Source organism: Syntrophales bacterium, from assembly GCA_023229765.1.
Classification (GTDB): domain Bacteria; phylum Desulfobacterota; class Syntrophia; order Syntrophales; family UBA5619; genus DYTH01.
Window position 1 is genome coordinate 1 of the sequence record JALNYO010000047.1, and the last position, 25,316, is coordinate 25,316.

22 protein-coding genes and 2 tRNA genes are annotated in these 25,316 nt (G+C 52.6%); 11 read left to right on the plus strand and 13 right to left on the minus strand.

The genetic code is table 11. The annotated features are described in order from the left end of the window. Window positions 1–77: 77 nt before the first annotated feature. On the plus strand, window positions 78–695 hold the full coding sequence (locus M0P74_16260) for a hypothetical protein (GenBank protein MCK9365142.1): 618 nt from the start codon (window positions 78–80) through the stop codon (window positions 693–695). 92 nt (window positions 696–787) lie between these two features. On the opposite strand, the gene M0P74_16265 is transcribed toward M0P74_16260, so the two are convergent. The 3 genes from M0P74_16265 to M0P74_16275 all read right to left on the minus strand — a co-directional run bounded on the left by M0P74_16265 (window position 788) and on the right by M0P74_16275 (window position 2,335). Beyond that, the gene (locus tag M0P74_16265; protein MCK9365143.1) at window positions 788–1,087 is read right to left on the minus strand and encodes a putative addiction module antidote protein; all 300 of its coding nucleotides are present in this window, start codon (window positions 1,085–1,087) and stop codon (window positions 788–790) included. Further along, the gene (locus M0P74_16270) at window positions 1,084–1,419 is read right to left on the minus strand and encodes a type II toxin-antitoxin system RelE/ParE family toxin (protein ID MCK9365144.1); all 336 of its coding nucleotides are present in this window, start codon (window positions 1,417–1,419) and stop codon (window positions 1,084–1,086) included. Before M0P74_16270 ends, M0P74_16265 begins: the two co-directional genes overlap by 4 nt. A gap of 133 nt (window positions 1,420–1,552) precedes the next feature. Then, a complete protein-coding gene (locus tag M0P74_16275) occupies window positions 1,553–2,335 on the minus strand; it encodes a hypothetical protein (GenBank protein ID MCK9365145.1) in 783 nt (260 codons plus the stop codon). A 394-nt stretch (window positions 2,336–2,729) separates the two neighbouring features. Between M0P74_16275 and M0P74_16280 the strand changes: the two genes are divergently transcribed. Then, the gene (locus tag M0P74_16280; protein ID MCK9365146.1) at window positions 2,730–3,698 is read left to right on the plus strand and encodes a phage integrase N-terminal SAM-like domain-containing protein; all 969 of its coding nucleotides are present in this window, start codon (window positions 2,730–2,732) and stop codon (window positions 3,696–3,698) included. 11 nt (window positions 3,699–3,709) lie between these two features. On the opposite strand, the gene M0P74_16285 is transcribed toward M0P74_16280, so the two are convergent. The 3 genes from M0P74_16285 to tadA all read right to left on the minus strand — a co-directional run bounded on the left by M0P74_16285 (window position 3,710) and on the right by tadA (window position 5,665). Continuing rightward, on the minus strand, window positions 3,710–4,195 hold the full coding sequence (locus M0P74_16285) for a peptidylprolyl isomerase (protein MCK9365147.1): 486 nt from the start codon (window positions 4,193–4,195) through the stop codon (window positions 3,710–3,712). A gap of 772 nt (window positions 4,196–4,967) precedes the next feature. Next, window positions 4,968–5,061, minus strand: a tRNA-Ser gene (locus tag M0P74_16290). 106 nt (window positions 5,062–5,167) lie between these two features. Then, complete coding sequence (gene tadA, locus M0P74_16295) at window positions 5,168–5,665, minus strand: tRNA adenosine(34) deaminase TadA (GenBank protein ID MCK9365148.1); 498 nt, start codon at window positions 5,663–5,665, stop codon at window positions 5,168–5,170. Between the two features lie 316 nt (window positions 5,666–5,981). Here tadA and M0P74_16300 point away from each other — a divergent pair, with 316 nt between their 5' ends. Then, window positions 5,982–6,530: an energy transducer TonB gene (locus tag M0P74_16300; protein ID MCK9365149.1), complete on the plus strand. Its 549-nt coding sequence runs from the start codon at window positions 5,982–5,984 to the stop codon at window positions 6,528–6,530. A 5-nt stretch (window positions 6,531–6,535) separates the two neighbouring features. Here M0P74_16300 and M0P74_16305 read toward each other — a convergent pair whose 3' ends face one another. Further along, window positions 6,536–8,140 (minus strand): MBL fold metallo-hydrolase, encoded by a 1,605-nt coding sequence (locus tag M0P74_16305; protein ID MCK9365150.1) that lies wholly within the window; start codon window positions 8,138–8,140, stop codon window positions 6,536–6,538. Window positions 8,141–8,470: 330 nt separating this feature from the next. Between M0P74_16305 and M0P74_16310 the strand changes: the two genes are divergently transcribed. The 3 genes from M0P74_16310 to M0P74_16320 all read left to right on the plus strand — a co-directional run bounded on the left by M0P74_16310 (window position 8,471) and on the right by M0P74_16320 (window position 14,442). Further along, the gene (locus M0P74_16310; GenBank protein MCK9365151.1) at window positions 8,471–12,355 is read left to right on the plus strand and encodes a DUF1566 domain-containing protein; all 3,885 of its coding nucleotides are present in this window, start codon (window positions 8,471–8,473) and stop codon (window positions 12,353–12,355) included. 470 nt (window positions 12,356–12,825) lie between these two features. Then, the gene (gltX, locus tag M0P74_16315; protein MCK9365152.1) at window positions 12,826–14,235 is read left to right on the plus strand and encodes a glutamate--tRNA ligase; all 1,410 of its coding nucleotides are present in this window, start codon (window positions 12,826–12,828) and stop codon (window positions 14,233–14,235) included. 132 nt (window positions 14,236–14,367) lie between these two features. Next, window positions 14,368–14,442 (plus strand) — tRNA-Glu (locus M0P74_16320). A 462-nt stretch (window positions 14,443–14,904) separates the two neighbouring features. On the opposite strand, the gene M0P74_16325 is transcribed toward M0P74_16320, so the two are convergent. The 4 genes from M0P74_16325 to M0P74_16340 all read right to left on the minus strand — a co-directional run bounded on the left by M0P74_16325 (window position 14,905) and on the right by M0P74_16340 (window position 18,884). Continuing rightward, window positions 14,905–17,817, minus strand: coding sequence for a DEAD/DEAH box helicase family protein (locus M0P74_16325; protein MCK9365153.1), 2,913 nt, complete (start codon window positions 17,815–17,817; stop codon window positions 14,905–14,907). A 19-nt stretch (window positions 17,818–17,836) separates the two neighbouring features. Further along, window positions 17,837–18,091, minus strand: a complete 255-nt coding sequence (locus M0P74_16330; protein MCK9365154.1) for a hypothetical protein — start codon at window positions 18,089–18,091, stop codon at window positions 17,837–17,839. Between the two features lie 137 nt (window positions 18,092–18,228). Continuing rightward, window positions 18,229–18,618 carry a type II toxin-antitoxin system VapC family toxin gene (locus M0P74_16335; protein ID MCK9365155.1) on the minus strand — a complete coding sequence of 130 codons (390 nt, stop codon included), beginning with the start codon at window positions 18,616–18,618 and terminating at the stop codon, window positions 18,229–18,231. Beyond that, complete coding sequence (locus M0P74_16340; protein ID MCK9365156.1) at window positions 18,615–18,884, minus strand: AbrB/MazE/SpoVT family DNA-binding domain-containing protein; 270 nt, start codon at window positions 18,882–18,884, stop codon at window positions 18,615–18,617. Before M0P74_16340 ends, M0P74_16335 begins: the two co-directional genes overlap by 4 nt. Before the next feature lie 533 nt (window positions 18,885–19,417). Here M0P74_16340 and M0P74_16345 point away from each other — a divergent pair. Beyond that, window positions 19,418–19,864, plus strand: coding sequence for an isoprenylcysteine carboxylmethyltransferase family protein (locus M0P74_16345; protein MCK9365157.1), 447 nt, complete (start codon window positions 19,418–19,420; stop codon window positions 19,862–19,864). 236 nt (window positions 19,865–20,100) lie between these two features. Here M0P74_16345 and M0P74_16350 read toward each other — a convergent pair whose 3' ends face one another. Next, complete coding sequence (locus tag M0P74_16350) at window positions 20,101–20,781, minus strand: Crp/Fnr family transcriptional regulator (protein ID MCK9365158.1); 681 nt, start codon at window positions 20,779–20,781, stop codon at window positions 20,101–20,103. A gap of 188 nt (window positions 20,782–20,969) precedes the next feature. On the opposite strand from M0P74_16350, the gene M0P74_16355 reads away from it, so the two are divergent. The 4 genes from M0P74_16355 to M0P74_16370 all read left to right on the plus strand — a co-directional run bounded on the left by M0P74_16355 (window position 20,970) and on the right by M0P74_16370 (window position 24,083). Then, entirely contained in the window at window positions 20,970–21,380 is a 411-nt protein-coding gene (locus tag M0P74_16355) for a prepilin-type N-terminal cleavage/methylation domain-containing protein (GenBank protein ID MCK9365159.1), read from the plus strand. A 15-nt stretch (window positions 21,381–21,395) separates the two neighbouring features. Then, window positions 21,396–22,034, plus strand: a complete 639-nt coding sequence (locus tag M0P74_16360) for a prepilin-type N-terminal cleavage/methylation domain-containing protein (protein ID MCK9365160.1) — start codon at window positions 21,396–21,398, stop codon at window positions 22,032–22,034. Window positions 22,035–22,037: 3 nt separating this feature from the next. Then, window positions 22,038–23,273 carry a pilus assembly PilX N-terminal domain-containing protein gene (locus M0P74_16365; protein MCK9365161.1) on the plus strand — a complete coding sequence of 412 codons (1,236 nt, stop codon included), beginning with the start codon at window positions 22,038–22,040 and terminating at the stop codon, window positions 23,271–23,273. A gap of 384 nt (window positions 23,274–23,657) precedes the next feature. Continuing rightward, window positions 23,658–24,083, plus strand: coding sequence for an arsenate reductase ArsC (locus M0P74_16370; protein ID MCK9365162.1), 426 nt, complete (start codon window positions 23,658–23,660; stop codon window positions 24,081–24,083). Between the two features lie 30 nt (window positions 24,084–24,113). Here M0P74_16370 and M0P74_16375 read toward each other — a convergent pair whose 3' ends face one another. Further along, the gene (locus M0P74_16375; protein MCK9365163.1) at window positions 24,114–24,929 is read right to left on the minus strand and encodes a DUF169 domain-containing protein; all 816 of its coding nucleotides are present in this window, start codon (window positions 24,927–24,929) and stop codon (window positions 24,114–24,116) included. Window positions 24,930–25,316: the final 387 nt, after the last annotated feature.

Here is a 25,316-nt window from a genome sequence, read left to right on the forward strand (position 1 = left end):
GTTTCTTCAGTTGGCGGCTGGACGATAGGAGCCGGATGAGCTGAGAGGTTCACGTCCGGTTCTGTGAGAGCGTGGGAGTGAGATTCCCCTGCGCTACTCGACTCATCGTTCTGGTGAAGAGCCGCCAGGCGGGAGAACGGGTCATGGGAAGCCTGAAACGTTTCCTGGAATGTACTCTCAAACTCAGAATCAACCCGGAGAAAAGCCGGGTCGTCCCGACAAATCAGGCTGCCTTTCTTGGATTCACTTTCCGTGGGACCAAGATTCACTGGTCGGAGAAGGCTTTTTGCCAATTCAAACGAAGGGTCAAGGAACTGACCGGCAGGTCCTGGTTTGTCTCCATGGAATATCGGTATCATAAACTTGCCGAATACCTGCGCGGCTGGATGAACTATTTCGGGATATCGGAGTATTACCGACCGATTCCTGAGATAGACCACTGGCTGAGACGACGCTTGCGCATGTGCTACTTTAAACAGTGGCGCAGGGCAAGAACCAAGGTGCGTGAACTGCGTAAATTGGGAACGTCGCTTCATGCAGCCATCTCAGTGGCCATCAGCCGCAAGGGGCCATGGCACCTGTCCCGGACGCTGGCAACGCAAACGGGCATGACCAACAAATGGCTCAAGGATCAAGGGCTTCTATCTGTCAAAGAGCTGTGGGTTCACATTCACTACCCGGCCACGGCCCGGTAATCCCTGTGAACCGCCCGGTGCGGACCCGCATGCCGGGTGGTGTGGGGGCTGGGGGCTAACTACCCCCGGCTACCCGATTCGCCGAATAATATTTAAATCCGATTTTCTACCTCAACGGACAATTTCAGACCAACACTATGAAGAACAGAGTTCAAGCTTTTTAATTTTGGATTGCCTTGAGTTGAAAGAATTCGATAAAGATTTTCGCGATTGAGTTTCGTTTCCCGTGCTATTTCAGAAATGCCCTTTGCGTTTGCAACGTCTTTTAACGCCATTAAAAATACTTCCGGTGAACCATCATCCAATGCGGCATTTAAATATTCCGCAGCCTCAGATGGGTCGCGAAGATCTTCTTTGAGATTATTTTCATATTTTTCTGTTAATTTATTCATTTCGTTCTCCTTTGGAAATCGGACCAATATGTTTGAGCCAACTGAATATCCTTTGGCTGAGATTTTTTAGAACCTCCGCACAGTAAAATCATTACGGTCGTCTCCGATTTCCCATAATAAACCCGGTACCCTGGGCCATAATCCACGCGCAACTCACTTACACCTTTTCCAACAGGTTTGCAGTCACCAAAATTCCCAAGTCTTATACGATTCAACCGGATTCGAATCCGCGCACGCGCGAATCTGTCTTTCAGTGAATTTAGCCAGTTATGGAATGGATTGCATCCGTCTTCAGTTAAATATTCGAGAAGCTCTATTCTTGAATCATCCATACCGGTATTGTAGTTTAAAAACAACAAATGTCAAGAATTTTATTACGGCGAACGCGGAGATAACCCGCCGGCCACGGACTTGGCCGAAGTGAACCGGACATAATTCCGGTCGGGTTTAGTGATTTGTTAGAGCTCACTTCTTGAACTTTTCATAATTCAACCTAATTAATTCAAGCAAGGGAGGTATATCAGTTTCTGAATTAACTTGAAATCCTGTCCAATCGGAATCAGTATCAAATGTGTAGACAATGTAGTTTTTTCTTCTCGGACAAAAATACGCGATTACTTTCCCCGACACTTTAACAGAGACATCATACTTTACAGGATCAATGGAAATCCTCTTATCATCATATTTTTTCACATCTTCAAGTAGCTTCTTAAAGCTTTCTTTAACTTTGTCATCTTGTATGTAGTTCAATCTCTGTTCTATTGTGTAAACTTCCATTGGCTGAATTCTACCAGGAATAGTTACTTCATTGAATACAGGCAATATTTCTGTAGTGCCATTAACTTTAATACATTTATAGGAAAAGAGACTTATTGGTACATCAATCCATGATGATCTTTTTAGCAGATTGATTGAAAAACTTGGTGCCATAAGAAATAATCTTGGTTTTTGTGTGGGATCAATACCTATACCAGATATCTTATTATAGATTCGGCAGAGAGATTCAATATTTTTTGTCACATCTTCATAATAGTCAATTCCTTGGACAAGCATATTGTCTTCTTCCACTACTTTCAATTCTGCTACTACCAGTGCATTTCCAGAATCTACAAACAAAACATCTAAAGGTCCTCGCTCAGTTCTTTTCTGATGATCAAGGTAGCGTAATCCCTTTTCTATTTTATCTGAGTTAATAGAAACAATTGATTCAAATGTTTTTTCATTAACTTCGACTGTTTCGTATGACATGTCTATTCTCCTAGTTTGTTCTCAGTAGCTCTAACAGTATAATTGGGCCAAAGCTGATTGCTTTGGATAACGTTTGGAAAGCCGTTCAGCAATAGAGCATTTACATTCCCGCGTGTCAAGGAAAAATATTGGTGTCAACTTGACTACTATCAATATGTTACGATCTGCATGAAGCCGATGAAAACATCTTGAGTTGGATCGCGCAGTCTGGTATTTTTACCGATATGGAGAAGCAAATAGACAAAGTCAGCTGTGCCAGAAATGCTCCCGTCTCGTTTCCGCGATGGCGTGAAGTGTTGCATTCGGAAATCGGCGATCCCTCCAAAAGGAACGGGATGGAACAGGACATCTTTGCCTGCTGAAGTTTCTCAAGGCAAACGCCCGGCGTGCCTCGGTGGAATCCGTTCTGGATTATCTGCATCATATCGAAGAACAGGGGCAAAAAACCGATTTGGTGCGCGCATCCCTGCGATGGTTTTTCAAATCCGCTGCCGTTCAGTCGGGGTTGCCGGATACGGCTCATCCTGAACAGGATGCCCGACAACACGTCATCGAACTGGAAAGACCGGATGCGGGTTTGACAGCCTGGGAAAAACGCCTGGTTACCGCCATTCGACGCAAGCATTTGCAGTGGCGCACCGAACAGACCTACCGGGGGTGGGCGAGATGCTTTGCCGTATGGTTGGAAGGGCGGCCGGTCGAGGAGGCGAGCGCCGCCGACATCCGGGGGTTTCTCGACCATCTCGCCGTGGATGCGAGGGTTTCGGCCAGCACTCAGCGCCAGGCCCTGAACACACTGGTTTTCTTTCAGAAAGAGGCGCTGGAGCGCGATCCGGGAGATTTTTCCGGCTACCGTCCCGGCCGCGCCAGCAGAAGAATTCCCGTTGTTCTGAGCCGGCGGGAGTGCCAGTCGCTGTTTGCCGAGATGTCCGGAACGAACCGTCTCATGGCCCGGCTCATGTACGGTGCGGGGCTGCGCCTGATGGAACTGCTTCGCCTCAGGGTGCAGGACGTGAACTTCGAACAGGGGATCGTCATCATCCGCAGCGGCAAGGGGGGCAAGGACCGGGTGAGCGTGCTGCCGGAAAGTCTGCGGGAGGCCCTGCTGGAGCATCGCGAACGTCTCCGGCGGCTCTTCGATGAAGACAGGCAGGAAGGTTTGCCGGGGGTATGGCTTCCCGATTCCGTGGAAAATAAAATTCCCACGGCGGGGGTACTCTGGGCGTGGCAGTGGTTTTCCCCCTCGCGCCAGTTGGCGATCGACCGGCGCAGCGGCCTCAAGCGGCGTCATCACCTGAACGACGCCGCTTTCCAGAGCGCCATCCGCAAGGCGCCGAGAGCGGCCGATCTCAGAAATAGCTGACAAGATTTCGTTTACGGCAGAACCTTCATCGACTTGATGACGACTGACGTTTTCGGGACGTCCCGGAAACCATCCCGCGTGCCGGTACGGACGGCGGCAATTCTGTTGACAACGGCCATCCCCTCGACTACCTTGCCGAATACCGCATAGCCGTATCCTTGCGGCGTTTTGTCGCGGTGGTTCAGAAACACGTTGTCGGCCACGTTGATGAAGAACTGGGCGGTGGCCGAATCGACAACCGCGGTGCGGGCCATCGCGAGCGTGCCGGTCTGGTTTTTCAGGCCATTGTCCGCTTCGTTCTTGATCGGCGCCCCGGTCTGTTTCTGCGTCAAATCGGGGGTGAATCCGCCGCCCTGAACCATGAAGCCGGGAATCACCCGATGGAAAATAACGCCGTCATAAAAACCGCTCCGGACATAGCCCAGGAAGTTCCTGACCGAGGTCGGCGCCTCCTTCGCGAAAAGCTCCAGTTTGACGTTTCCCAGGCTGGTTTCCATCAGTATGACCGGATTCCCGGTGGCCGGTTCGGCGGCGATTGCACCGGTGGTGCAGAAAAGTGACAGACCCGATAACATTATGGCAATAATCCTTTTCAACATGGCCTTCTCCTTACAGATTTCAGTGGCAACTCCGTCAGCTAAAGCAGACGGCTTCTTGCCCACTGTGGGTATGCGATGAAAGATACTGACATATGAGCCAATTGCAAAACTCCCAACGCTGTCATTCCCGCGACGCTTCTGGGCGGGAAAACGAAGTTTAATGTTCATAATCCAGTTTTTAACTATTTGAAATCATGGATGCCCGACAAAAGCATTCGGGCATGACACGGAGTTTTGCAATTACCTCATATGTCCAAAAACTTATTGACACAAGAGGTCGCGCAATATGCTCCACGCCGCAAAAAGGGAGTTCTTGTCAATCGGCAGACCGTGAGCCGCTATGCCCGGTTTGTTATGGGCTCGATGACGAGCTGTTGAAGTTGAATGGTAAATAACTCAGGGATGGAACGTGAATGCCTTGGAGCAGCCCCAGATGATGGTATATCTCCCGCACCATGCACAACAGCTCCTTACCCTCTTGTTCCGTCACCGCCCTCTGGGGGTAACAGCTTTTCGAAAATTGTTAGTTACCCCAATAGTTACCCCCAAAAAACTTGGATTCAGGAAACCAACATAACACCATCCTGGACGATAGACAAGAAAAAACCCGCCATTTCTAACGGGTTTTTTCTCTTATTCGGACTGTAAAAAACAACATGAAACATGCTATTGGCGGAGAGAGGGGGATTCGAACCCCCGTGAGAGCTTTTGGCCCCCAAATCGATTTCGAGTCGATCCCGTTACGACCACTTCGGTACCTCTCCGGTTCAGCAAGCCTTCCCGACAAAAGGGAAGGCTTTTCTTAAGAATAATAATGGTAAGCGCTTTGTTTATAGAACCGCGCATTGCCCGCTTCCTTCGGGAAGCTTTTTAACGTGAGGAGGATAACCTTTTCCGGCGAAAAAATCCACTTAAAATTTCTCCGCACGCTTCGTGTAAAACGCCGCCCTGAACGGCGACTGCGTGGTTGAGGCGCCGGTCGTCAAAAACATGATACAGGCTTTGGGCGGCGCCGTTTTTGGGATCGGCCGCCCCGAAGACAAGCCGCGCTATCCGGGCTTGAATGATGGCCCCGGCGCACATCAGGCACGGCTCCAGCGTAACGTAAAGGGTGGCGTCGGCGAGGCGGTAATTGCCGATTAGCGAAGCGGCGGCGCGAAGCGCGAGAATCTCGGCGTGGGCCGAGGGGTCGTGCAGGGCAATCGGACTGTTGCAGGCGGCGGAAAGCAATTCGTCATTCATTACAATAACCGCGCCGACAGGCACTTCGCCGGCGGCCAGGGCCAGTTCGGCCTGGGCGAAAGCCGCCTTCATCCATTTTTCATCCATCTCCTGACTGTCTTGGCAAGTTTTTAATGTTTTTATCATTTTAGCGAGGAGTGACTCTTTTTCGAATTAATTTTCCCCTGAGGCAATTGCAAAACCATTTGTCATTCCCGAAAGCGAAGCTTAATGTTCATAATGTCTCTATCGGGAATATGGTTTTTCAAGCAGTTAGAACCATATCCCCGCTCAGAATCGTTGCGGGAATGACAAGAATGGGGAGTTTTGCAATTACCTCCGCTGTTAACGTTTACCCCTTTGACTTTTTACCGGAATGTAACCATAATGCAAAGCAGAATGACGATTTACAGGCGGAAATCGGCAGCTTCATTTATAGTTACCCAACGTTTTGCGGTACGCGATGAAAAAGAAATTCCTGATTCTTTTTATTCTGTTTTCACTGACAATTCACGCGCTGGTGATCTTGCTTTCGCTCCGCATCAATCTGCCGGCAGTGACGCATAACGATCCGGTTATGAAGGTAGAGTTGAAAACGCCTCAGGAGGTGGAAAAACCCCGCGCCAGACATTCGAAAACGCCGACACGAACTTTTGCCGACGATGGCACGGAAGCCGATCCCGCCCGCGAGGCGTCGGTGGGGCTCGAAAACCCCGGCGGCGTTTATGAACCTTATCTGCTGAACATCCGCCGCCGGATCGAGCGCCTTTGGTCATACCCGCCTCAGGCCCTTGCCGAAAACCGGGAGGGAAGCGCCGTAATCCGCTTTACTATAGCGGCGAACGGAACTCTGGCGGGCTCTTCCGTGCTCACCAGTTCCGGAAACTTCCTTCTCGATGAAGGGGCTCTTGCCTGCATCAGGGGTGCCTCGCCCTTTGACCCGCTGCCCGCCTCCTTCAATCTTTCGCTCCTCAATGTAACCGCCACCTTCAGTTACCGGATAAACCTCTGAATGTATCAGATTTCGGCAATTATTCCCGCCAGGTCCCGGCTCGTTTCGAGAAGCCGGTCGCGCAGATCGACCTGTTCCACCCAGCTCTTTTTCTCCATCGCCTCCCGCCGGTTTTGAATCTGGGCAAGCCTTCCTTCGAGGTCGGCGATAAGATATCCCCAGTCTATCCGCGGTTCGGCCTTTTCCGGGTAGGCAACCACTTTGGGCTGCATCCCCGGCGTCAGCGTTATCTCTTCAAGATAATCGGGGATCGCCGCTACGACGTCGAAACGTTCCTTGATCAGCCTCGCCAGTTCCTGCTGGGCTGTGTACTCGCCATGTGTCAGAAAAAGTTTGATATCCCTGTTCTTGAAATGTCCGAACCATTCCAGAAGCTGGGTTTGTCCGGCGTGGGCGGAAAAGCCGTTAATTGTGAATATCTTCGCGCGCACGGCGACATCCTCGTTTAGAATATGAATCTTTTCGGCGCCGTCGATGATCTTCCTGCCCGGCGTTCCCTGCGCCTGGAATCCGACGAAGACAACGCTTGCCCCCTCCCGCCATAGGTTGTGGCGCAGATGGTGTTTGATGCGGCCCGCGTTGGCCATGCCGCTTGCGGAAATGACGATTGCCGGTCCCTTCTTATTGTTGATTTCAATCGATTCGGCGGTGGACTGGGTGTATTGGAGCCGGGGAAGCTGTAGCGGGTCGTCGCCGTTTTCGAGGATTAGTCTTGCCTCCTCATCCATGTATTTTTTGCATTTCTTGAAGATTTCCGTTGCCTGGATGGCAAGCGGGCTGTCCACATACACGGGGATGTCGGGGAGACGGCCATCCTTCGCCAGCAGGTGCAGAGAGTAGATCATCTCCTGGGTGCGTTCGACGGCGAAGGCCGGAATGATCACCTTTTCATGCCGTTTGTAACTGTACGCAATCGCCTCCGCAAGTTCGTCGAGACTGTCCTTTTCATCCTTGTGGTTGCGGTTGCCATAGGTGGACTCCATGAAGAGGAAATCCGCCTCTTTAATAACCGCCGGATCGCGGACGATGAGCTGCGACGGCCTGCCGATGTCCCCTGAAAAGACGATTTTGCTCTGTTTCCCGTCCTCGGTCAGGGACAGTTCTATCATCGCCGCGCCGAGGATGTGACCCGCATCCCGAAACGTGACCGTCAAACCGGGAAACGGAGAAAACGGCTCATCGTAGGTGATTGCTGAAAAAAGGGGAAAGGAGTCCATTGCATCTTTCTGCACATAGAGCGGGGCGATGGTGGATTCCCCGTGACGCCGCTGCTTTACGCTTTTCCATTGCGCTTCCATCTCCTGGATGTGGGCGCTGTCCAGCAGCATGATATGCAGAAGCTCCCAGGTTGGGGGCGTCATGTAGATTTTGCCCTTGAAGCCCTTCTGCACGAGACGGGGAATCAGGCCGGAATGATCCATATGGGCATGCGTCATCAGGATGAATTCGATCTCCTGGGGTTTATACAGATCGACATCCCAGTTGCGCTTTTCTATCTCCTCGTTGCCTTGATGCATGCCGCAGTCAATGGCAAACCTGCGCCCCGCCGCTTCGACGATATAACAGGAACCGGTAACCGTCCTTGCCGCGCCCATCAGTTTTACCTTCATTTTGCGCCTCGCTGTTTTATTTTTTCATGTTGTCCCGGAAAGGAAACCTATTTCGCTCCGTCCCCCTATCATAACCCTTCCGAAACCGCAATTGTCCTTTCCCCGCAAAAACGGCAGAACCGCGGCTTGCTCTGTTAGTCTAAATCGACGTTTCCGATCCGTGGGGTTAGCCTATAAGACGCTGAAGCAGATCATTAGTAGTTTGAATTGTTGAGTATAATTTTGCAGTGGCCCTTAAAATATTTTTGACTTGAAAAAACATTTTTCGTATAATTATCCAAACGAATAGGGAATAACTTGTCAATTAATTTTCTTTAATTGGGAGGGCCTATGTTAAGAAAAATCGGAATCATCATGCTGGTCGGCGTTTTGTCCCTGTTCTGTTTTTCTACTCCCCCCTTATGGGCGCAAAACATAATCACAAACGGTGATTTTTCGGTCGGCATCCAAGGGTGGACCGTCGTGCCGACGGATCCAGCTCCGTGGCCTCTTGTGGACGGGGCAGTCAACCTCCATCCTCCCAGCGGCAGCTACTTGGGAACGGTCATCTATCAGAATCTGAACGTGACCGGCGTCGGCGGAAAGAAGTATGATTTTTCAATGAAATTGCTGAAAACCGGCATTCCCGATGATTCCTGGCGGACCATCGCCGTCTATCTAACCTATCTGGATGGCGTCACTCCTGTCCGCTACAAGCTGGCCAACCCTCTTAATTCAGAGATCGCAACACCCCTTTCCGTGGAGGCTATCCCTACATTCAGCGGCACCGTCGGCGCCTCCGTAACGCTTCCCACAACTGCCACGGCGATTACCAAAATCGAAATCGCCAAGGAGAATTTCGGCGACTTTACGGTGGACGATATCGTTCTCGCCGAGGGGGCGGCTGCCTGCACCTTTACCGTTGCCAAGTTCGGCAGTCCGAACCCGTCCGTCTATCTGGGAGCGGCAGGGGGAACCGCTACCCTGAACGTTACGGCCTCAAACTCTGCCTGCACGTGGAGTGCTTCGGTTGCCAGCGGCTCGGATTGGCTCTCAATTGCCTCCGGCGCAAGCGGAACCGGAAGCGGGCAGATGCAGATCAGCGCCGCCGCCAATCCCAGCACGAATGGCATTCCCCGCGACGCTTCGGTTAGCTTCGGAGCGGGGCAGGGCTTCAACGTTTGGCAGATGGCAACGGCTTTGCCGCGCACCTCCGTCGCTTTGGGCAGTCTTCAGAGCCGGCGGGCGGGAAATCATACGGCCACGCTGCTGCAAAATGGCAAGGTTCTGATCGTCGGCGGCCACACTAACGTCAACATAACGGATGTTTTGGCGACGGCGGAACTCTACGACCCGGCAAGCCGTACCTTCACCCTGACCGGTTCAATGAACGTTCCCCGCTGGGGCCATACGGCAACCCTGCTGCCTGACGGCAAGGTGTTGATCGCCGGCGGTTACAACTATACGAGCGGCAGCCACACGAACCTCGACAGCGCTGAGCTCTACGACCCGGCCACCGGCCAGTTCACCCTGCTTGCCTCGAAGATGAGTTCGCCCCGACGACAACACACAGCCACGCCGTTTACTGATCCGACCACGAAGGCACCGAAAATCCTGATCGCCGGGGGGATCAACAGCGGCGGCGCGGCGCAAAGCGACACCTGGAGCGTCACCAATAAGGCCGATCTTTATGATGTTGCCACAAGCACCTTTGCCCCCACGGGGAACCTGGTTGCGGGCCGGGGAACCCACCGGGCAACAACAATTCCTGGCGCCTCTATGACCGTAAACAGTCCCCTCGGAGGTACAATTACCGTTACCGGTACGAACATCCTCGTCGTTGGGGGCAGCAATTTTGACAGTTATCTTGCAAGCGCCGAAATATATGATACAGTGGCAGGAACATTCTCCGCTACCGGATCAATGACTACGGGAAGGGCCCACGGGATAGGGAATTTTGGACCAGTTTTCGGCGGCGGCCTCACCACCGGCCAGACCTGCCTGGCCTCCACGGAAATTTATAATACCGTAACGAAGACCTTCTCGTCCTACGCGACGCTGAGCCAGGCGCGGCGGGGCCATGAGGTTACACCGCTTTCCCCCGGGCGGATACTGGTCAGCGGCGGCGACTGCGCGGGAAATGCCACCATGGAGATCCTTGATTTGGCAACGGACGCTTTTACCCCCTCCTCCCAGTCCATGACCGCGGCCCGGGTCTTCCACACAGCCACATATCTTCCCAATGCCGCCGCCCTTGCCGAATTAGATATCCTTCTTGTTGGCGGCGATCCGGGCGGAACGGCAGAGCTCTACACGACCAGTACCGCGGCAGGCACGAACGCCACACTGAACGTCCAGTTGGCAGGAACGGGAAGCGGGTTGGCATCCGCGATCGGCCTGATCTGCGGGGACGCTGGCTGCTCTGGTTCCTACCCCATCGGAACCTCGGTGACGCTCACGGCGTCGTCGGCCTCCGGGTCCATCTTCGCCGGCTGGAGCGGCGGAGGCTGCTCCGGAACCGGGAACTGCACGGTCACGATGGATGCGGCCAAAACGGTCACGGCCACCTTCGATGGAACCGCTCCTGCACAGGGCTCTTCAACCCTGCCGAAAACCGGGCAGACGACCTGCTACGACGCTACCGGAACGGCGATCGCCTGTGCCGGAACGGGCCAGGATGGAGCGGTTCAGGCAGGAATTGCCTGGCCCTCCTCACGGTTTGCAAACAACGGCAACGGTACGGTCACGGATCATCTGACCGGACTTGTATGGCTCAAGGATGCCGGCTGCACCGGCTTTGGTCCGTTTGTTCCCTGGACCGACGCCCTGACCAAGGCCAATAACCTAGCTACGGGACAGTGCGGGCTTACCGACGGCTCCCAGGCAGGCGACTGGCGACTGCCGAACATCAATGAACTCAGAAGCCTATTGATGACCGCCGGCCAGTCGGACATGACGGTCTGGCTGACGGGACAGGGATTTTCCAACGCGGGCTCTTCTTACTGGTCGTCTACCCCTGCCAATTCGGACGGATCTGCTGCCTGGGCGATCGATCTTTCGAGCTTATACATCTATGGTGTAGGGGCAACCCCCGGCACCCGCGTCTGGCCTGTTCGCGACGGACAGGACGGGGGTGTCATCATCCTGCCTAAGACGGGACAGACCACCAGCGCCGCAACTGGCGACGACGGGGCGCTGCAAAAAGGCGCAGCCTGGCCGTCTCCGAGGTTCACGGACAACAACGACGGAACGGTCACGGATCACCTGACCAGCCTGGTTTGGCTGAAAAAGGGGACCTGTGCCGTGCAAACCAAGACATGGAGTGACGCGTTGACCTATGCCGTCGGCATGGCCGAGGGGCAGTGTGACCTTGCCGACGGGTCAAAAGCGGGCGATTGGCGATTGCCAAACGTCAATGAATTGCAGAGCGTCATTGATTGGAGCAAGTCCGGTCCGGCACTGCCAGCCGGTCATCCCTTCACGGAAGTGGCATGGAATCGTTACTGGACCTCGACGAGCATCGAGAACCTGCCCGGCAGCGCCTGGCAGGTTAACCTGAATAACGGTGGGGCCTTCCCGGCCAATAAATCGTACGAACTTTCCAATGCCTACGCCTGGCCCGTGCGCACGGGTCAGGAGACGGCCGTCAACCGTACCCTGACCGTCGCCAAGGCCGGCACGGGCGCAGGTACGGTGACGAGCGCGCCGGCCGGCATAGACTGCGGTGCAAACTGCTCGGCTGCTTTTGCCGCAGGGGCGCAGGTGACGCTCACGGCCACGCCGGCCACAGGATCCACCTTCGCCGGCTGGAGCGGCGGAGGCTGCTCCGGGACGGGTATATGTACAGTCACGCTCGGTAGTGATGCCGCCATCACGGCGACTTTCCTGCTCGCTCTACCAACAGTGGCCAACGCCGGCCCGGGCAAGGTAGTCTTCGACAAGGCGCTCCTCGACGCCAGCGCCTCGCAGGGAAACATCGTCTCCTATCAGTGGACGCTGACGCACCACACCAATGCCGCTTACAACCGTACGGCGACCGGGCAAAAACCTAATATCGCCGATCTCCAACCGGGTTTTTATGATGTCCTCCTGACTGTCACCGATGCTGCCTCCCAGACGCAAACTGCAGCCACTCTGCTGGCCGTAGCGGGCCCCTGGGATATAAATGCAGACGGCAAGCAAGGTTTGGCAGAGATTATTTACCTTCTGCAGTTACTGACAGGGATGAAGCCTTAAGCCGGACTGGATCGGAGAGCGGCGCCATTTAAGTCGCTCTCCAATCCAGCAAAAATATGGGTCTTGATATTTAAAGTGCCCGGGCTTTTGGCCTTTTATGCGTATGTTTTCAAATATGTAACTCCTCGATACAATCAGCCAATTCCTTTAGTGCAATTAACACAAGACCGTGCATCTTGAGCGCATCTGCCACTTGTGATACTTTGCTGACAAGCATCACCTTGTTAGTGACTCGTTTAAACCGGAATACCCATAAATAACATTATAAATGAGAAAACTGGCATTTCCTGCTTTGGCCTGTTTCGCTAAATGCGGCTTGACAAAAGTCTTGTCCAGTCCTATAGATGGCGCGCTGTTTGGCTTTATTTGTTAAATATTTGAGATTATGGGGCAACTCGAAAGAAGAACAGGCAAATTACATCACTAAAAAAGTAACAAGGTCAGGGAAAAATTCACGGAAGGTTAAAATTATGATCCAGGATAAAATACGAACGCGCTTTGCCCCGTCTCCAACGGGTTATCTCCATATCGGCGGCGCCCGGACTGCCCTTTTTAACTGGCTTTTTACAAGGCGGTGCAACGGCACTTTTGTTTTGAGAATAGAAGACACCGATCAGGTGCGCTCCACGGATGAATCGACGCAGGCGATTCTGGATGCGATGCGTTGGCTGGGGCTGAACTGGGATGAGGGGCCATATTTCCAGGCAGAGCGGGTATCTATTCACCGGCAGATGGTGGAAAAACTGATCGACGAGGGGAAGGCCTACTACTGTGACTGCACCCCGGATGAGCTCGACGCAAAAAGGAAAAAAGCCCTTGCCGAGGGGAGAAAACCAAAATACGATGGCGCGTGCCGGGAGCGGGGGTTGAAAAAATCGTCCAACACGGTCGTGCGGTTCCGCTGTCCGGAGGTAGGCGTCACGGTTGTCCGCGATCTGATCAAAGGGGCGATCTCATTCAATAACGATGAACTTGACGACCTGATCATCGAGAGAGCGGACGGGTATCCTACCTACAATTTCGCAGTCGTCGTTGATGACGCGCAGATGGCAATCACCCATGTCATTAGGGGTGACGACCATGTCAATAATACGCCCAAACAGATACTGCTCTATGAGGCGCTTGGGTACGATATCCCGCTGTTTGGACACGTTCCGATGATTCTCGGCTCTGACAAGGCGCGTCTGAGCAAACGGCACGGGGCGACGTCGGTTATGGCATACAAGGATATGGGTTTTCTCCCCGAGGCCCTGGTGAATTATCTCGTCCGGCTGGGCTGGTCGCACGGCGATCAGGAGATATTTACGATAGAAGAGCTCATTCGCGAGTTTTCGCTGGATTCGGTCGGCAAATCGCCTGCCGTTTTCAACCCGGAGAAACTCCTCTGGCTGAATCAGCATTACATAAAAAATTATCCCCAGGAAAAGCTCCTCGCAGCGGTGACACCGTTTTGGGCTGAAAAAGGCTTTGATCTTGCCGATGGCGAATTTGTCCGCAAGGCGATGGAAAACCTCCGCACCCGGTCGCGGACGATCGTGGAGATGGCCGATTCCGGAGCGTTCTTCTTCAAGGATGAGGTGGAATACGAACCAGCGGCGGCGGAGAAATTTTTGACGGCGGAGTATTTGGGACATCTGGAGGCGGTAGCCGAAAAGCTTCCCGGCGTTGCCGATTATACAAAAGACGGCATCGAGATCTTCCTCCGGACACTGGCCGAGGAGCGGGGAACAAAGCTCAAGTGGCTGGCCCAGGCATTGCGGGTTGCCCTGACCGGAAAAACGGTAAGCCCCGGGATAGACGAGATTATGGCAACCATAGGCAAACAGCGCGTCCTGGGAAAGATAAACAAGGCGGTCGATTACATCAAGGCCCGCAGGTAACTGATCAACTTTGATCTTGACAATTTGCCATTACTCAATTAGAAAGCACCTTCCACACGCGGTGTTGCCGCAGGGACGGTTGGCTGGTTTTTTGCTTATAGCCCCGCGTGTGTAACGATAATCATAAACCATGGTCCCATCGTCTAGTGGTTAGGACGCTGGCCTCTCACGCCGGAAACCGGGGTTCAAGCCCCCGTGGGACTACCAAACCTCTTTAATTTCAATATATTGCAAATTTCAATTTCCCGTCGGATAAAAACTTGGTTAGCCGGTCGCCTAAGAGCTCTCTTTTCGAACGCCCTTCAATATAATCCGCACTGCAAACCATATAAACCCCCATGCCCGGTGCGGGCTCAACGAAGCATGAAAATCCCCCCTTACCCCCCTTTGGTAAAGGGGGGATGGGGGGATTTTCATACAAAGGTAATATGAATAGATCGGAATGTTGAGCTGAGGTGCATTTGTTGAGTGCAGGGTATGATCGGGTTGGATCTTAATGATTGAATTAATTGACGGCTTTCAGACGGCTTTTTCTTTCCAAGACGTGATCTTCTGATTCCGCTCCGGGAATTTTCCCGAGCAATCCGGCGCCATAAAAGCATCAGCTCGAATTTGTTGTCGAAAATTATGGCGTTGATCCTTTAGGATGTGAGAATCCTGCGTGGTGATTCATTTCCGGATGCTTCCGAGCAGCTCATCGGCGATGCCCGGATTATCGAGCCGCATGATGCTCTCTTCTGCGCGGCCGAAGCTCAAAAGGTTGACGCTTCCGTACCAGACGATTTTCTGATCGAAGACAGCAAATTTCTGGTGGATGTTGGATTTGAACACCACTTGGACGCCGACTGTGATCAGTAATGCCAATGCCTCCTCCAGAGCTGGACGGTCCTTCTCCTTGAAGTCGGCTGCTGGTCTTGTGACGACAACCACTTTCACCTTTCTGTCTTGGGCAGCGCCCAGGAAGGGCAGCATCTGCGACACGCGCCTTTTCGTGACAAACGGACTGACAATCAGGATCTCCCGCGCCACGTTCAACAGGTCGTTTTTGTAAACCGGTAGGAAGGTTGTGTTGTCGAAGATGACGTCCGTCGATTCACCGGGAACGCTTTCCGCCCTCGCCCTGTATCCGATCACGGCGTATCCGGCCAGCCGCTTGTGGTACATTTTCTCCAGCATGGGGACATGGATGTCGATGTAGTCATAGATTCGGACCTCCCGCTTGTTTTCACAGAGCCGGTGAAGTCTGCCCGCATATTGCTGGAGCGTTCCTTTCCAGGAAATGGGCATGGTCAGAAACAGCGTATCCAGGCGGGGCTCGTCAAATCCCTCGCCAATGTATTTCCCGGTCGCGATCAGAGTCAACGGCCTGTCGACGGGCATCGCCGCTATCCTGGCCAACGCTTCCCGCGTCACTTTCGCCCCTTTGCCGCCGGTCAGGGCAATCACGTCGGGAATCTGTTCCCGCAATTTTTCGGCCAGCAAAGCCACATGCGCAGTTCTTTCCGTGAGAACCAAGGCATTGCCACCGTTTTGATAGCACCGGAGAACGTCCCCGGCAATCCGCTGATTTCTCGGCTCGTTTTCGGCAATTGCGGTGTAGAGTTGCTGGATCGACGGTTCCTTCCCTTCCGCTTCCAGCGGCGCCCTAAAGTTGGTCAAGCGGGGAATAACATAATGGTCGAAGGGTCTTTTTTCCGCCTGCTTTCTCGCGTTAACCCGGTATCGGATCGGCCCACAATGCATGAAGATGATGGGATGACGGCCATCCTGCCGCGTCGGGGTGGCCGTCAAACCATATACATATTTTGCGTGAACGCCCTTGAGTATCTGTTCAAAGCTGAACGCCGGGACATGATGGCATTCATCAACGATCACCATGCCGTAATTCTTGATCCACTCCTTGACCTCGCCGCCGCTGTTCAAGGACTGCATGATCGCGACGTCGATGATGCCGCTCGGACTGGCTTTGCCCGCCCCGATCCGGCCAATCAGGCCTTGCTTCCTTTTACGTCCCCTCTTTTTCTCCAAAACAGGCAGCGCTTCATCGATCTCCAGAAACTCGTTCAGTCTTGCCGCCCACTGCGAAAGCAACTGCCGGCGATGCGTCAAGACCAGCGTGCTGACCTTTCGTTCGGCAATCAGCTTCGCGGCGATGACCGTTTTGCCGAAGGCCGTGGTTGCCGCAAGAACGCCGGTATCGTGTTTTAGCATCTCTTCGGCAGCGGGGACCTGTTCATCTCTCAGGTTTCCATTGAATGCAACATTGATGAGCTTTCCCGGACAGGTATGGTCCGTCCATGCAGCCTTGACGCCGACCTCGTCGAGCAGGCCCGCAACATCCACTTCACAGCCTCTGGGCAGGCACAGGTATGCAGGGGTTTCCTCCGAACACGACATAATCGGCGGCTTGCCAAAGGTCGGCAGGCGCAACGCCTGGGCTTTGTAAAATTCCGGGTTTCTGAAGGCGGCCAATCTTTTAAGCGCATTCAATCCCCGCTGGGGGACCCCCTCTTTTTCAATGTAAAGCATGTTTGCCCTGACTATCCTTACCTCTTCCGAAAAATCGTTTACGGACCATCTTATCCGTTTCGACTCCCACGGTTTTTCGGTTTCTTCTTCTTCGTCCTTCCGGAGCGCTCCCAGTTCGCTTCCCGGGCTTAACCGTGGAATCAATCCCGCAATCCCGACTTCTGACAATTTTTCGATATTGGCCAAAAACCCCCACTGATCTTCATAAGGATTAAAGTTTTCATCCAGAAAGACGCTATGGCCGTGTTTCCTGGCCGCCTTCTGGAGGGGAAGGGCGATCAGGTTTCCGAAGCCGCCCTTAGGCATGATGTCTTGATTGGGAAAGAATCGGTCGTAGGAATTGAAGGTCAGTTCATGCCTGCGGTTCATGGCGCAGGTCAGCAGGGCAAAACCGAACTTCCGCGCCAGACTCGCGGGGATCGGTTCTTCAAAGAAGAACCAGGCATGCGCCCCGTTTCCGGAACGGGAACGCTCCAACGCCACGGGGGCGTCGAAGGCAGCGCAAACTTCCCTGAGCGTGGCACAGTCCTGTTGCCAGCCCTCGTCGTCAAAATCAATCACCAGAAGGTGGCACATCTCATCGCGGCGCAGGGGGTAGAGGCCGGCGACGATATTTCCCCGCAAATGCGCCTCGATCACCTTCCCGTCCAAGGCTTCGTAGGACTGATTCCGACAGTCGAAACATTTGACCGCCGGTTTCCGGCAGAGGCCCGATTTCCATTCGTTCCGGCAAACCGGCGCATACCCCGCAATGCCTTCCCGGTTCTGCCACCTCTTGGCGTAAACATCCTCCCGCCCTTTGAACAGCGACATGAACAGCCGGATTTTTTCCGCAGGATCGGATTGGGCGGGGATTCGTGGAAGCCGGTTTTCCACCGGGGATTCGTGAATAAAAAAAGATAGCGGCAAGTCGCTTTGGGAATCATGATGTGGATTCAAGCTCGATGGTTCGGTGATCCCCAATCTTTGCTTCAGGATTTCATTCTCTTCCCGTAACGCCGTGTTTTCGGAGAGCAATGCCCGCCATTTTTCCAACAACTCATTGACATTCACAACAGCAGCCCTTCCACGATCAGTTGTCCCAAGAGGCTTCTCCCGGTACGACCAGGCTTTCCTTACCTGTTTCGGGATTCGTTACGACCCGAAATGCCTCGGGCAGTTGCTGGTAGAACTCACGATGGAGGTAACAGAGAAATTCCCTACCGGTCATTTTGACTTCCCGTTCTTCCCGTAATTTCTTCTCCATATCCTTCTGGGCGGTGATATGGGCAACGCTTTCCATCTGAAGAGTGCGCTTGGCCGGTTCGGAATCATATCGTTGATGCATTTGTCTTTCCTGAAAACTGCAATCATTATCGCCTTATCCTGGGATGTTAAGAGTATGGTGATGGGGAGACACGGACACGTTGGCGATTATGTGTGCGGATTAGGCAAGATTGAAACAAACGGCATCGTCGGCCGCCGTCACAAAGCTTTCACAGGGGCTTTAAGTGAGCGAGCGCGTTTGATGAAGGCGATATCGAAGGTATAAAAAGATACGCCTTCCGGACTCGATGCCAGATGCAGGGCGTCGGCGAAAGCGATCCCCTTTTCATAATAATCGATCGCTTTCTCCAGTTGATCCGGCATTTCTGCCTGCACGTTGGGCAAGCCGAGGATCTGCTGCAAGGCCCGAATGATGGCCGCCGCGGAGAGCTCATAGGCGGCGCGCAGAACCCACTCCAGCTCAAGGAGCGTTGTTTTTGCGACAAAGATTTCCTCTTCTCCGGCCAAAACAGCCAAGGCCCGCTTGGCCTGATCGGGTTCGTCGTTGGTAACGTAACGGACCCAAACATTGGTGTCCAGAGCGATCATGCCGTTTTTCCTTTCCGCCAGCGTTTGCGGATATCCCCATGAATCGCCTGCTCCATGTCCTGCACATTGATGACGGGTCCCTGGTAGCCGGTGCAGCCAAGTCCGTCCTCAGGATGGGTAAGCGGAAATGTCCGATTAGGTTTAAGAATGATGCCGGAGGTTATCTCCTCGACAATAAACCGGGTGCCCGGCCGCCATCGGCGGCTCTCCCGAAGGGATTTGGGTATGACGATCTGGCCTTTGCCGGACAGGGTTGTGGTAATCATGGCCACCTCCTGGGTGTGTAAGATTCGGTAAGACGAAAAATAGCAGCTATTTCATTGAAGGTCAAGCAATATCTTAGGTCAAAGTAAAGAAATTTCCCTTGACATTCCCTGGGGATATGCTTACGAATCCAAGCAGGTTCCCGATATTGAATACTATCTGTAAAATACTGATCTTGAAAATATTAACTTATTATGACGGAGCACCTTTATCTCAATTATCGACTCGAAATCTCCTGCGCCTTTATTGAAAACTGGGCAGATGAAATTGAATATCACCAGACGGATAAATAGTTCAATAAAATCAGGTGGAATACGCTCTGCTTGGGCCTCTCACACCGGAAACCGAGGTTCAAGCCCCCGTGGGACTACAAAACATATTAATGGGTTAACCAACATTGGTTGTTCCCTCTTTTGCTTGTTAATCACTTTGTGCGTCCTTTTTTCCAGAGTTATGTTTGCTGATAAATCATTATCAATTATGAAGTAACTATCACGAGACCTGATTGAGCGTGCCCATCCTTGAGCCAGCACTAATGAAAAAAGACAAATTCACGGCATATATACTGGTTGCCATTCAGATGATTTCCATTATCTTGATTTTGGCAACCGGGCGGCCTTTGGCAAGCGGCATTCCTCTGCTGATCATTGAAATTGCCGGCATCTTGCTTGGGCTCTGGGCCATTGTCATTATGGGCAGGACGACTAACATCAACATTGCTCCGCTGGTAAAACAATCGGCCCGGCTTGTCACAAACGGCCCTTATGCATTAATCAGACACCCTATGTATTCATCGGTATTGCTCACGATCTGGCCGTTGATCATCGATCAATACTCACTATTGCGCTTGATGATCGGGTTGATCTTGACGGTCGATTTAATCGTGAAACTGCTGTTCGAAGAAAATCGCTTGCGGGAGCACTTTGCGGGTTATGAAATCTATAGAAGGCAAACCAAGATGTTGATCCCTTTTGTCCTCTAACCGAATATCCAGGGTAAAATTCAGTATAGGTCACGCCTGACGGGATGCCGCATCTTTATTGGCGGCGTTATGAAGGAGCGGCTGGGGTCGTTTGGCTGAAGACCACCCCTCTTCTTTGACGCATACGGCTGAATTCTCAAAGACAGAAGCGGATCTTTACATAACGCAGCCACAGCACTCTTGCGAAGATTGTTTCTCTTTGCTGCCCAATGCCGATAATACCGCGTTTGTCTGATTCAGGGCATTCGTCGTCTTAAAGATTCTAAATCTTTAATAACAATGGCATTTCGTGATGTTGACACACAGCCCCTATCGCGAAGTATTCTTAATTCTTTATTTATGCTCTCCCGGGAGACGCCGAGGATGTCCCCCAATTCCTGCTGGGAGATCACCACCGAGCATGATTCTGGATGATTTTCATAAGGAGATTGCGCCGCCGCCATTTCGACAAGCTTTTTTGCCAGCCGCGCCGATAAATTGAGGAAGCACATCTCCGCCAACTGGTCGTCAGTCTTGCGCAATCTCACGGAGAGGGAGTAAAGGATGGCGCGGACGGCATTTTCATTATTGCCCAGGAAAGAAAGAAAATCCTTGCGGTTCAGTGCATAGAGCTGAGAGTCCTCGATCGCCACCGCATTGGCCGAACGGGGCAGGCCGTCGAGCAGCGCCATTTCGCCCAGAAATTCTCCTGGGCCAAGAATCGCCAGGGTAACCTTCTCCATTCTTCTTGATACGGATATTTTTATCCGTCCCTGCAGTATGATGTAAAAAACCGTTCCTTCATCGCCCTGGCGAAAGAGGAGTTCACGCTTTTCGATGCTTTTACGCCTCAGGAGTCCGGCCAAAAGTTCCCGCTCCGCCTCGGTCAGCGAGGCAAATAAGGGGATATTTTTAAGGATATTGATCAGCGCAATCAATTGCTCACCTCATCTGTGAGGAACATCACACAGTGAATGTGAAGAAGTTCACATATTTAAATGAAATCACCATTGACTATAGGATAATTCATCTTTATTCTATAGGCAAGGAAATTTACCAGGAAAGAAAAATATACCAAGCCCTATGAACATGATAGTTTTTATCAATACGACAAGGAGGTGCGCTGATGAGACCGGGAAGCAAAGGGAAAAATGTCCATGGGTTTACGTTGGTTGAGGTCGTAATGACAATTTTTCTGATTGTCGTGGCCTTTATGGGGATTGCTTCGATCACAACGATGGTCATAAACGGCAATGCCTCCAGCAAGATGTCAACTACCGCATCCGCTCTGGCGAGCGCCAAGCTGGAAGATATCAAATCCAGGGATTTTTCTGATGCCAGTCTCGCTGCCGGGGTTCACACGGATGTCGGAAACCCGCTCCTGGGAGTTTATTTACGTTCCTGGGAAGTGACCGATACGATGGATGCAGCCAATGCGAGCGTTACATACAAAACCATTACCTTAAGGATGACATGGAATGGGCAGAACAGAGCCCGCAGCATGTCCTTGAAAACCATCAAGACTGCGTCAATTTAGCACGGGAGGTTCCCTATGAATACAGATAACGGCGCCGCAAAGGGTTTCACCCTCGTAGAAACAATCATTGCAATGGCGGTCGGGATGATCGTTCTGGCGACGCTTTACAGCCTGTTTTCAGCGCAAAACCAGGCTTTTAGCGTCCAGGAGCAGATAGTGGATATGCAGCAAAATGCCCGCAGCGGCATGGATCTAATGTTGCGGGATCTGCGGATGGCGGGCTATAATCCTGAGAAAATAAACTCCTGGATTAGCGGAACGAAGCCTGGTCTTACCGGCGCGTCTTCAGATTCCGTCAGTTATGCAGCCGATCTGAATGCCAATGGCGACACAACGGCCACCAGCTCCAACCCGGCAGAAAACATCACTTACGACATGTATAATGAGGGTGGCATCTCTTATCTGGCCAGAACGGCAAACGGGTTCAGGAGAGCAGTCGTCAGGAACCTGGAATCCTTGGCCCTTGCCTACTATGATCAAGCCGGCAATGAGTTATCGGCAACGCCTTCCTTAGCGGCTGTCCGGAAAATTCGAGTGACAATTACGACCAAAACGGATCTGCCTGATCCTTATTATTCCGATTCCACCCACGGCGACCACTATCGGCGGTACAGCCTTGCCTTTGAGGTAACGCCGAGAAATTTAGGATTATAGATTATGAAAGCAGACAAACTGTCAAAACAGGATGGATTTATCCTCGTAGTGAGCTTGCTCATGCTGGCAGTTTTAATTGTCATTGCCACTGTAGCTGTAATGATGACCACGACGGATATAAAGCTGACCAGCAGTTTTAATGCCAAAAAAAAGGCCTTTTATGCCGCCGAGGCGGGCGTGGAGGAGGCAAGGGCCCGCATGCGTCTAGGCGCCGCCAACCCCATCAATGATAATCATCCGGGGGAAACCGCCTGGTCGGCTTATATAGGTTTATCGACCCGAGCGCAGAATATGGGGTATAACAACTTGAACGCCATGCATATCCTGGTCCCCAGTGAACAGCCGGACATGGATTATGTTGTCAAGATCGTCCACCAGACGGATGGCTCCGGCAATATCCTCTACTGGGGCGATGCCAATCAAGACGGCGTCAATGAACGCACAGCGACACCCGGCCCCGGCCTCCGGAATATCTATCTGGTGAGCAGCGAGGAAACCTATGCCAATGCAACCCGAAACATCGAGGCGGAAATGGCCAGAGTGCCCCCTGTCAATACGCCGGCAGCGCTGTATGTGAATGCGGCGACGGCGGTTAAGGGATCGAGCACCCATATTATCGGCACGGATGCCTGCGGAGGAACTGACTTGGCAGGCATCGCAAGTTCCAAGCCTGACGGGACCATTGCCTCCAGCGGTAGCCCAACAATTATTGGCGCCCCCAGCATAACCTATGGCTCAACGGTCATAAATGTCGCGAATATGATCAACACCTATAAAGGCATGGCCAATTTTTCCTATGTTGTAAACAACGCTAGCCATACGGCCTCGACGACGCCCGGCCCCGGTCAGGGTTGGGGTACGCCCATCGCCGGAGCGGATTTGCAATCCCCCTCATCCTGCAACGTTCACAATATCGTCTATTACAACACGGAGGGCACGGACATACAGCTAAGCGGCGGCGTTTCCGGTTGCGGCATGCTGCTCGTGGAGGGGAATCTGAAAATGGTCGGCGGTTTTTCCTGGTATGGCCTGATCTTGACTACAGGCTCCATGACCCTTCTGGGCGGGGGCGACAAGAATATTACGGGGTCCGTGCTTTCCGGCAGTTCCGCTAGCAATGCCGAAGATGATGTCATCGGCGGCAATACCAATATAATCTATTGCAGCTCGGCAGTACAGGATCAGACCAACTTCCTGCCCTTGCAGCTTCTTAGCTGGAAGGACAAGCCTGTCCCCTGATAAATATGCAACTATTTCGCTTTTCATAGAGGATTGCGCGGATAAATTGACTGGTCTGGCGCTGAAGTAACTTGGCGCAGCGGGGCATAAACGCTGATTGGCACAGCACAAGCAACGGCTGATTCCGACCTTTTGTGTCAATATCTTTTTGCTTTTTCGAAAACGATTCCCTTCATCACAGCTTCACAAAACGGTCATTGTTTTGTAACAATAATTTGTTATAATCCACGGAAGTCAGAAGAGACTGGCTTTTTGCCGACAACGTCCAAGTGAGACTTCACAGATAACATGAGAGAGCCAATTGCAAAACTCCCAACGCTGTCATTCCCGCGACGCTTTCGGGAATGACAAATGGTTTTGCAATTGCCTCACAAGGGAGAAACAATGGAAAAAGAAAAAGTCCTTTTTGTATGCGTTCACAACAGTGCCCGCAGCCAGATGGCCGAAGCCCTGATGAATCACCTGTGCGGCGACCGTTTTGAGGCGAAAAGCGCCGGACTGGACCCGGGATTGCTGAACCCCCTTGTCGTCACGGCAATGGCGGAGATCGGCATCGACATTTCCGGGAACAAGACCAAAGGCGTTTTTGACTTCTTCCGGACGGACGAGCTGTTTTCGCTAGTAGTCACCGTCTGTGACGAGGCCAGCGCCGAGCGCTGCCCCCTTTTCCCCGGCATCTCCAAGCGCCTCCACTGGGGGTTCCCCGACCCATCCCAGCTTTCCGGCACACAGGAAGAAAAGCTGGACGCCATCCGCAAAATAAGAGACGACATCAAAAACAGAATCATGGAGCTCTGCGCAACACGCTGACGGAAAAACACAGCCACCCTTTCCATCAGGCTATGCGCGCAATGCCCGCCAGGTGTTCTTCTGGAGGAAGCTGCCTGCAACGCCTCCCTCCATCTCCTGAAACATTTTCAGCGGGACGGCAAAGGAAAACAGATTTCTGCCGAGCTGTTTCTTCAGATTATTCCTCGCGGAGAGGTCGGTAAGGCCGACCACCGCCCGGGGATTGTCCGACTGCGCTTCCCGGTAGGGGTAAATGCCGATGGTCTGGCATCCCGCGGCATACGGGATGATCGCGTTCTCATTTCCCTTTCTCCCGTAATTGGCCAAAATTACCAGGGCGGAAAGCTGCTCCGGGTCGGCAAGAAAGATAATTACCTCGGGCTGCTCTTTTTCCAGATCCACATCGTCCAGGGATTTAAAAATCACATACCTTGCAGGAACCTGCATGATGGGCAGGTTGTTGACAAACTCCTTCGCCTGCTCAGGCGATTTAAGAAAGCCCTCGCCCTGAAGGAAATCTTCGAGCAAATCCTTCTCGACAAAGGGCGCCAATTGCCTGGCCACTGCCTGGCCAGTTGCTGATTGTTCATTCCCCGTTGACAAAAAACGGCAGAAGCATTCGATTCCCCCGGGAAAATTAAGGTACTGGTTGCCGAAACCCAGACCGATTCCCCCTCCCCAGCAGCCATATGTTTTCTCATCGAAGGCTGCCGCCTTCCCTTTAGCCGCGCTGGCCAGCATCCACATGACGCAGCCCCATTTGCCTTCCTTAAATCCCAGTGAATCCGCCTGTTTTTCGTCAGCCCAGAGAATGGCCACGGGGGGATATGCCAGTTTCAGGGCAGCCGCAATTTTGCTTTCCATCATCCATTTCTCCTTTCTCATAAAATTCCCGTTCTGAAAGCCCCTCCTGACCACGGTGAATTTGTTCTCCGCACAAGTATTAAAGCAAGCATCACACCGCTAATAATATTGAATTTACAAACGAGCCAATTGCAAAACTCCCAACGCTGTCATTCCCGCGACGCTTCTGGGCGGGAAAACGAAGTTTAATGTTCATAATCCAGTTTTTAACTATTTGAAATCATGGATGCCCGACAAAAACATTGTGTACATTAAGCTCCGCTTTCGGGCATGACACGGAGTTTTGCAATTACCTCAAACTATTGGGCCATAGCGGAAGAGGCCACGGCGGCAATGATCGCGGCGCCGATGCCCGATCCGTCATGAACAGCCTTAATGCTGATTCGGGCC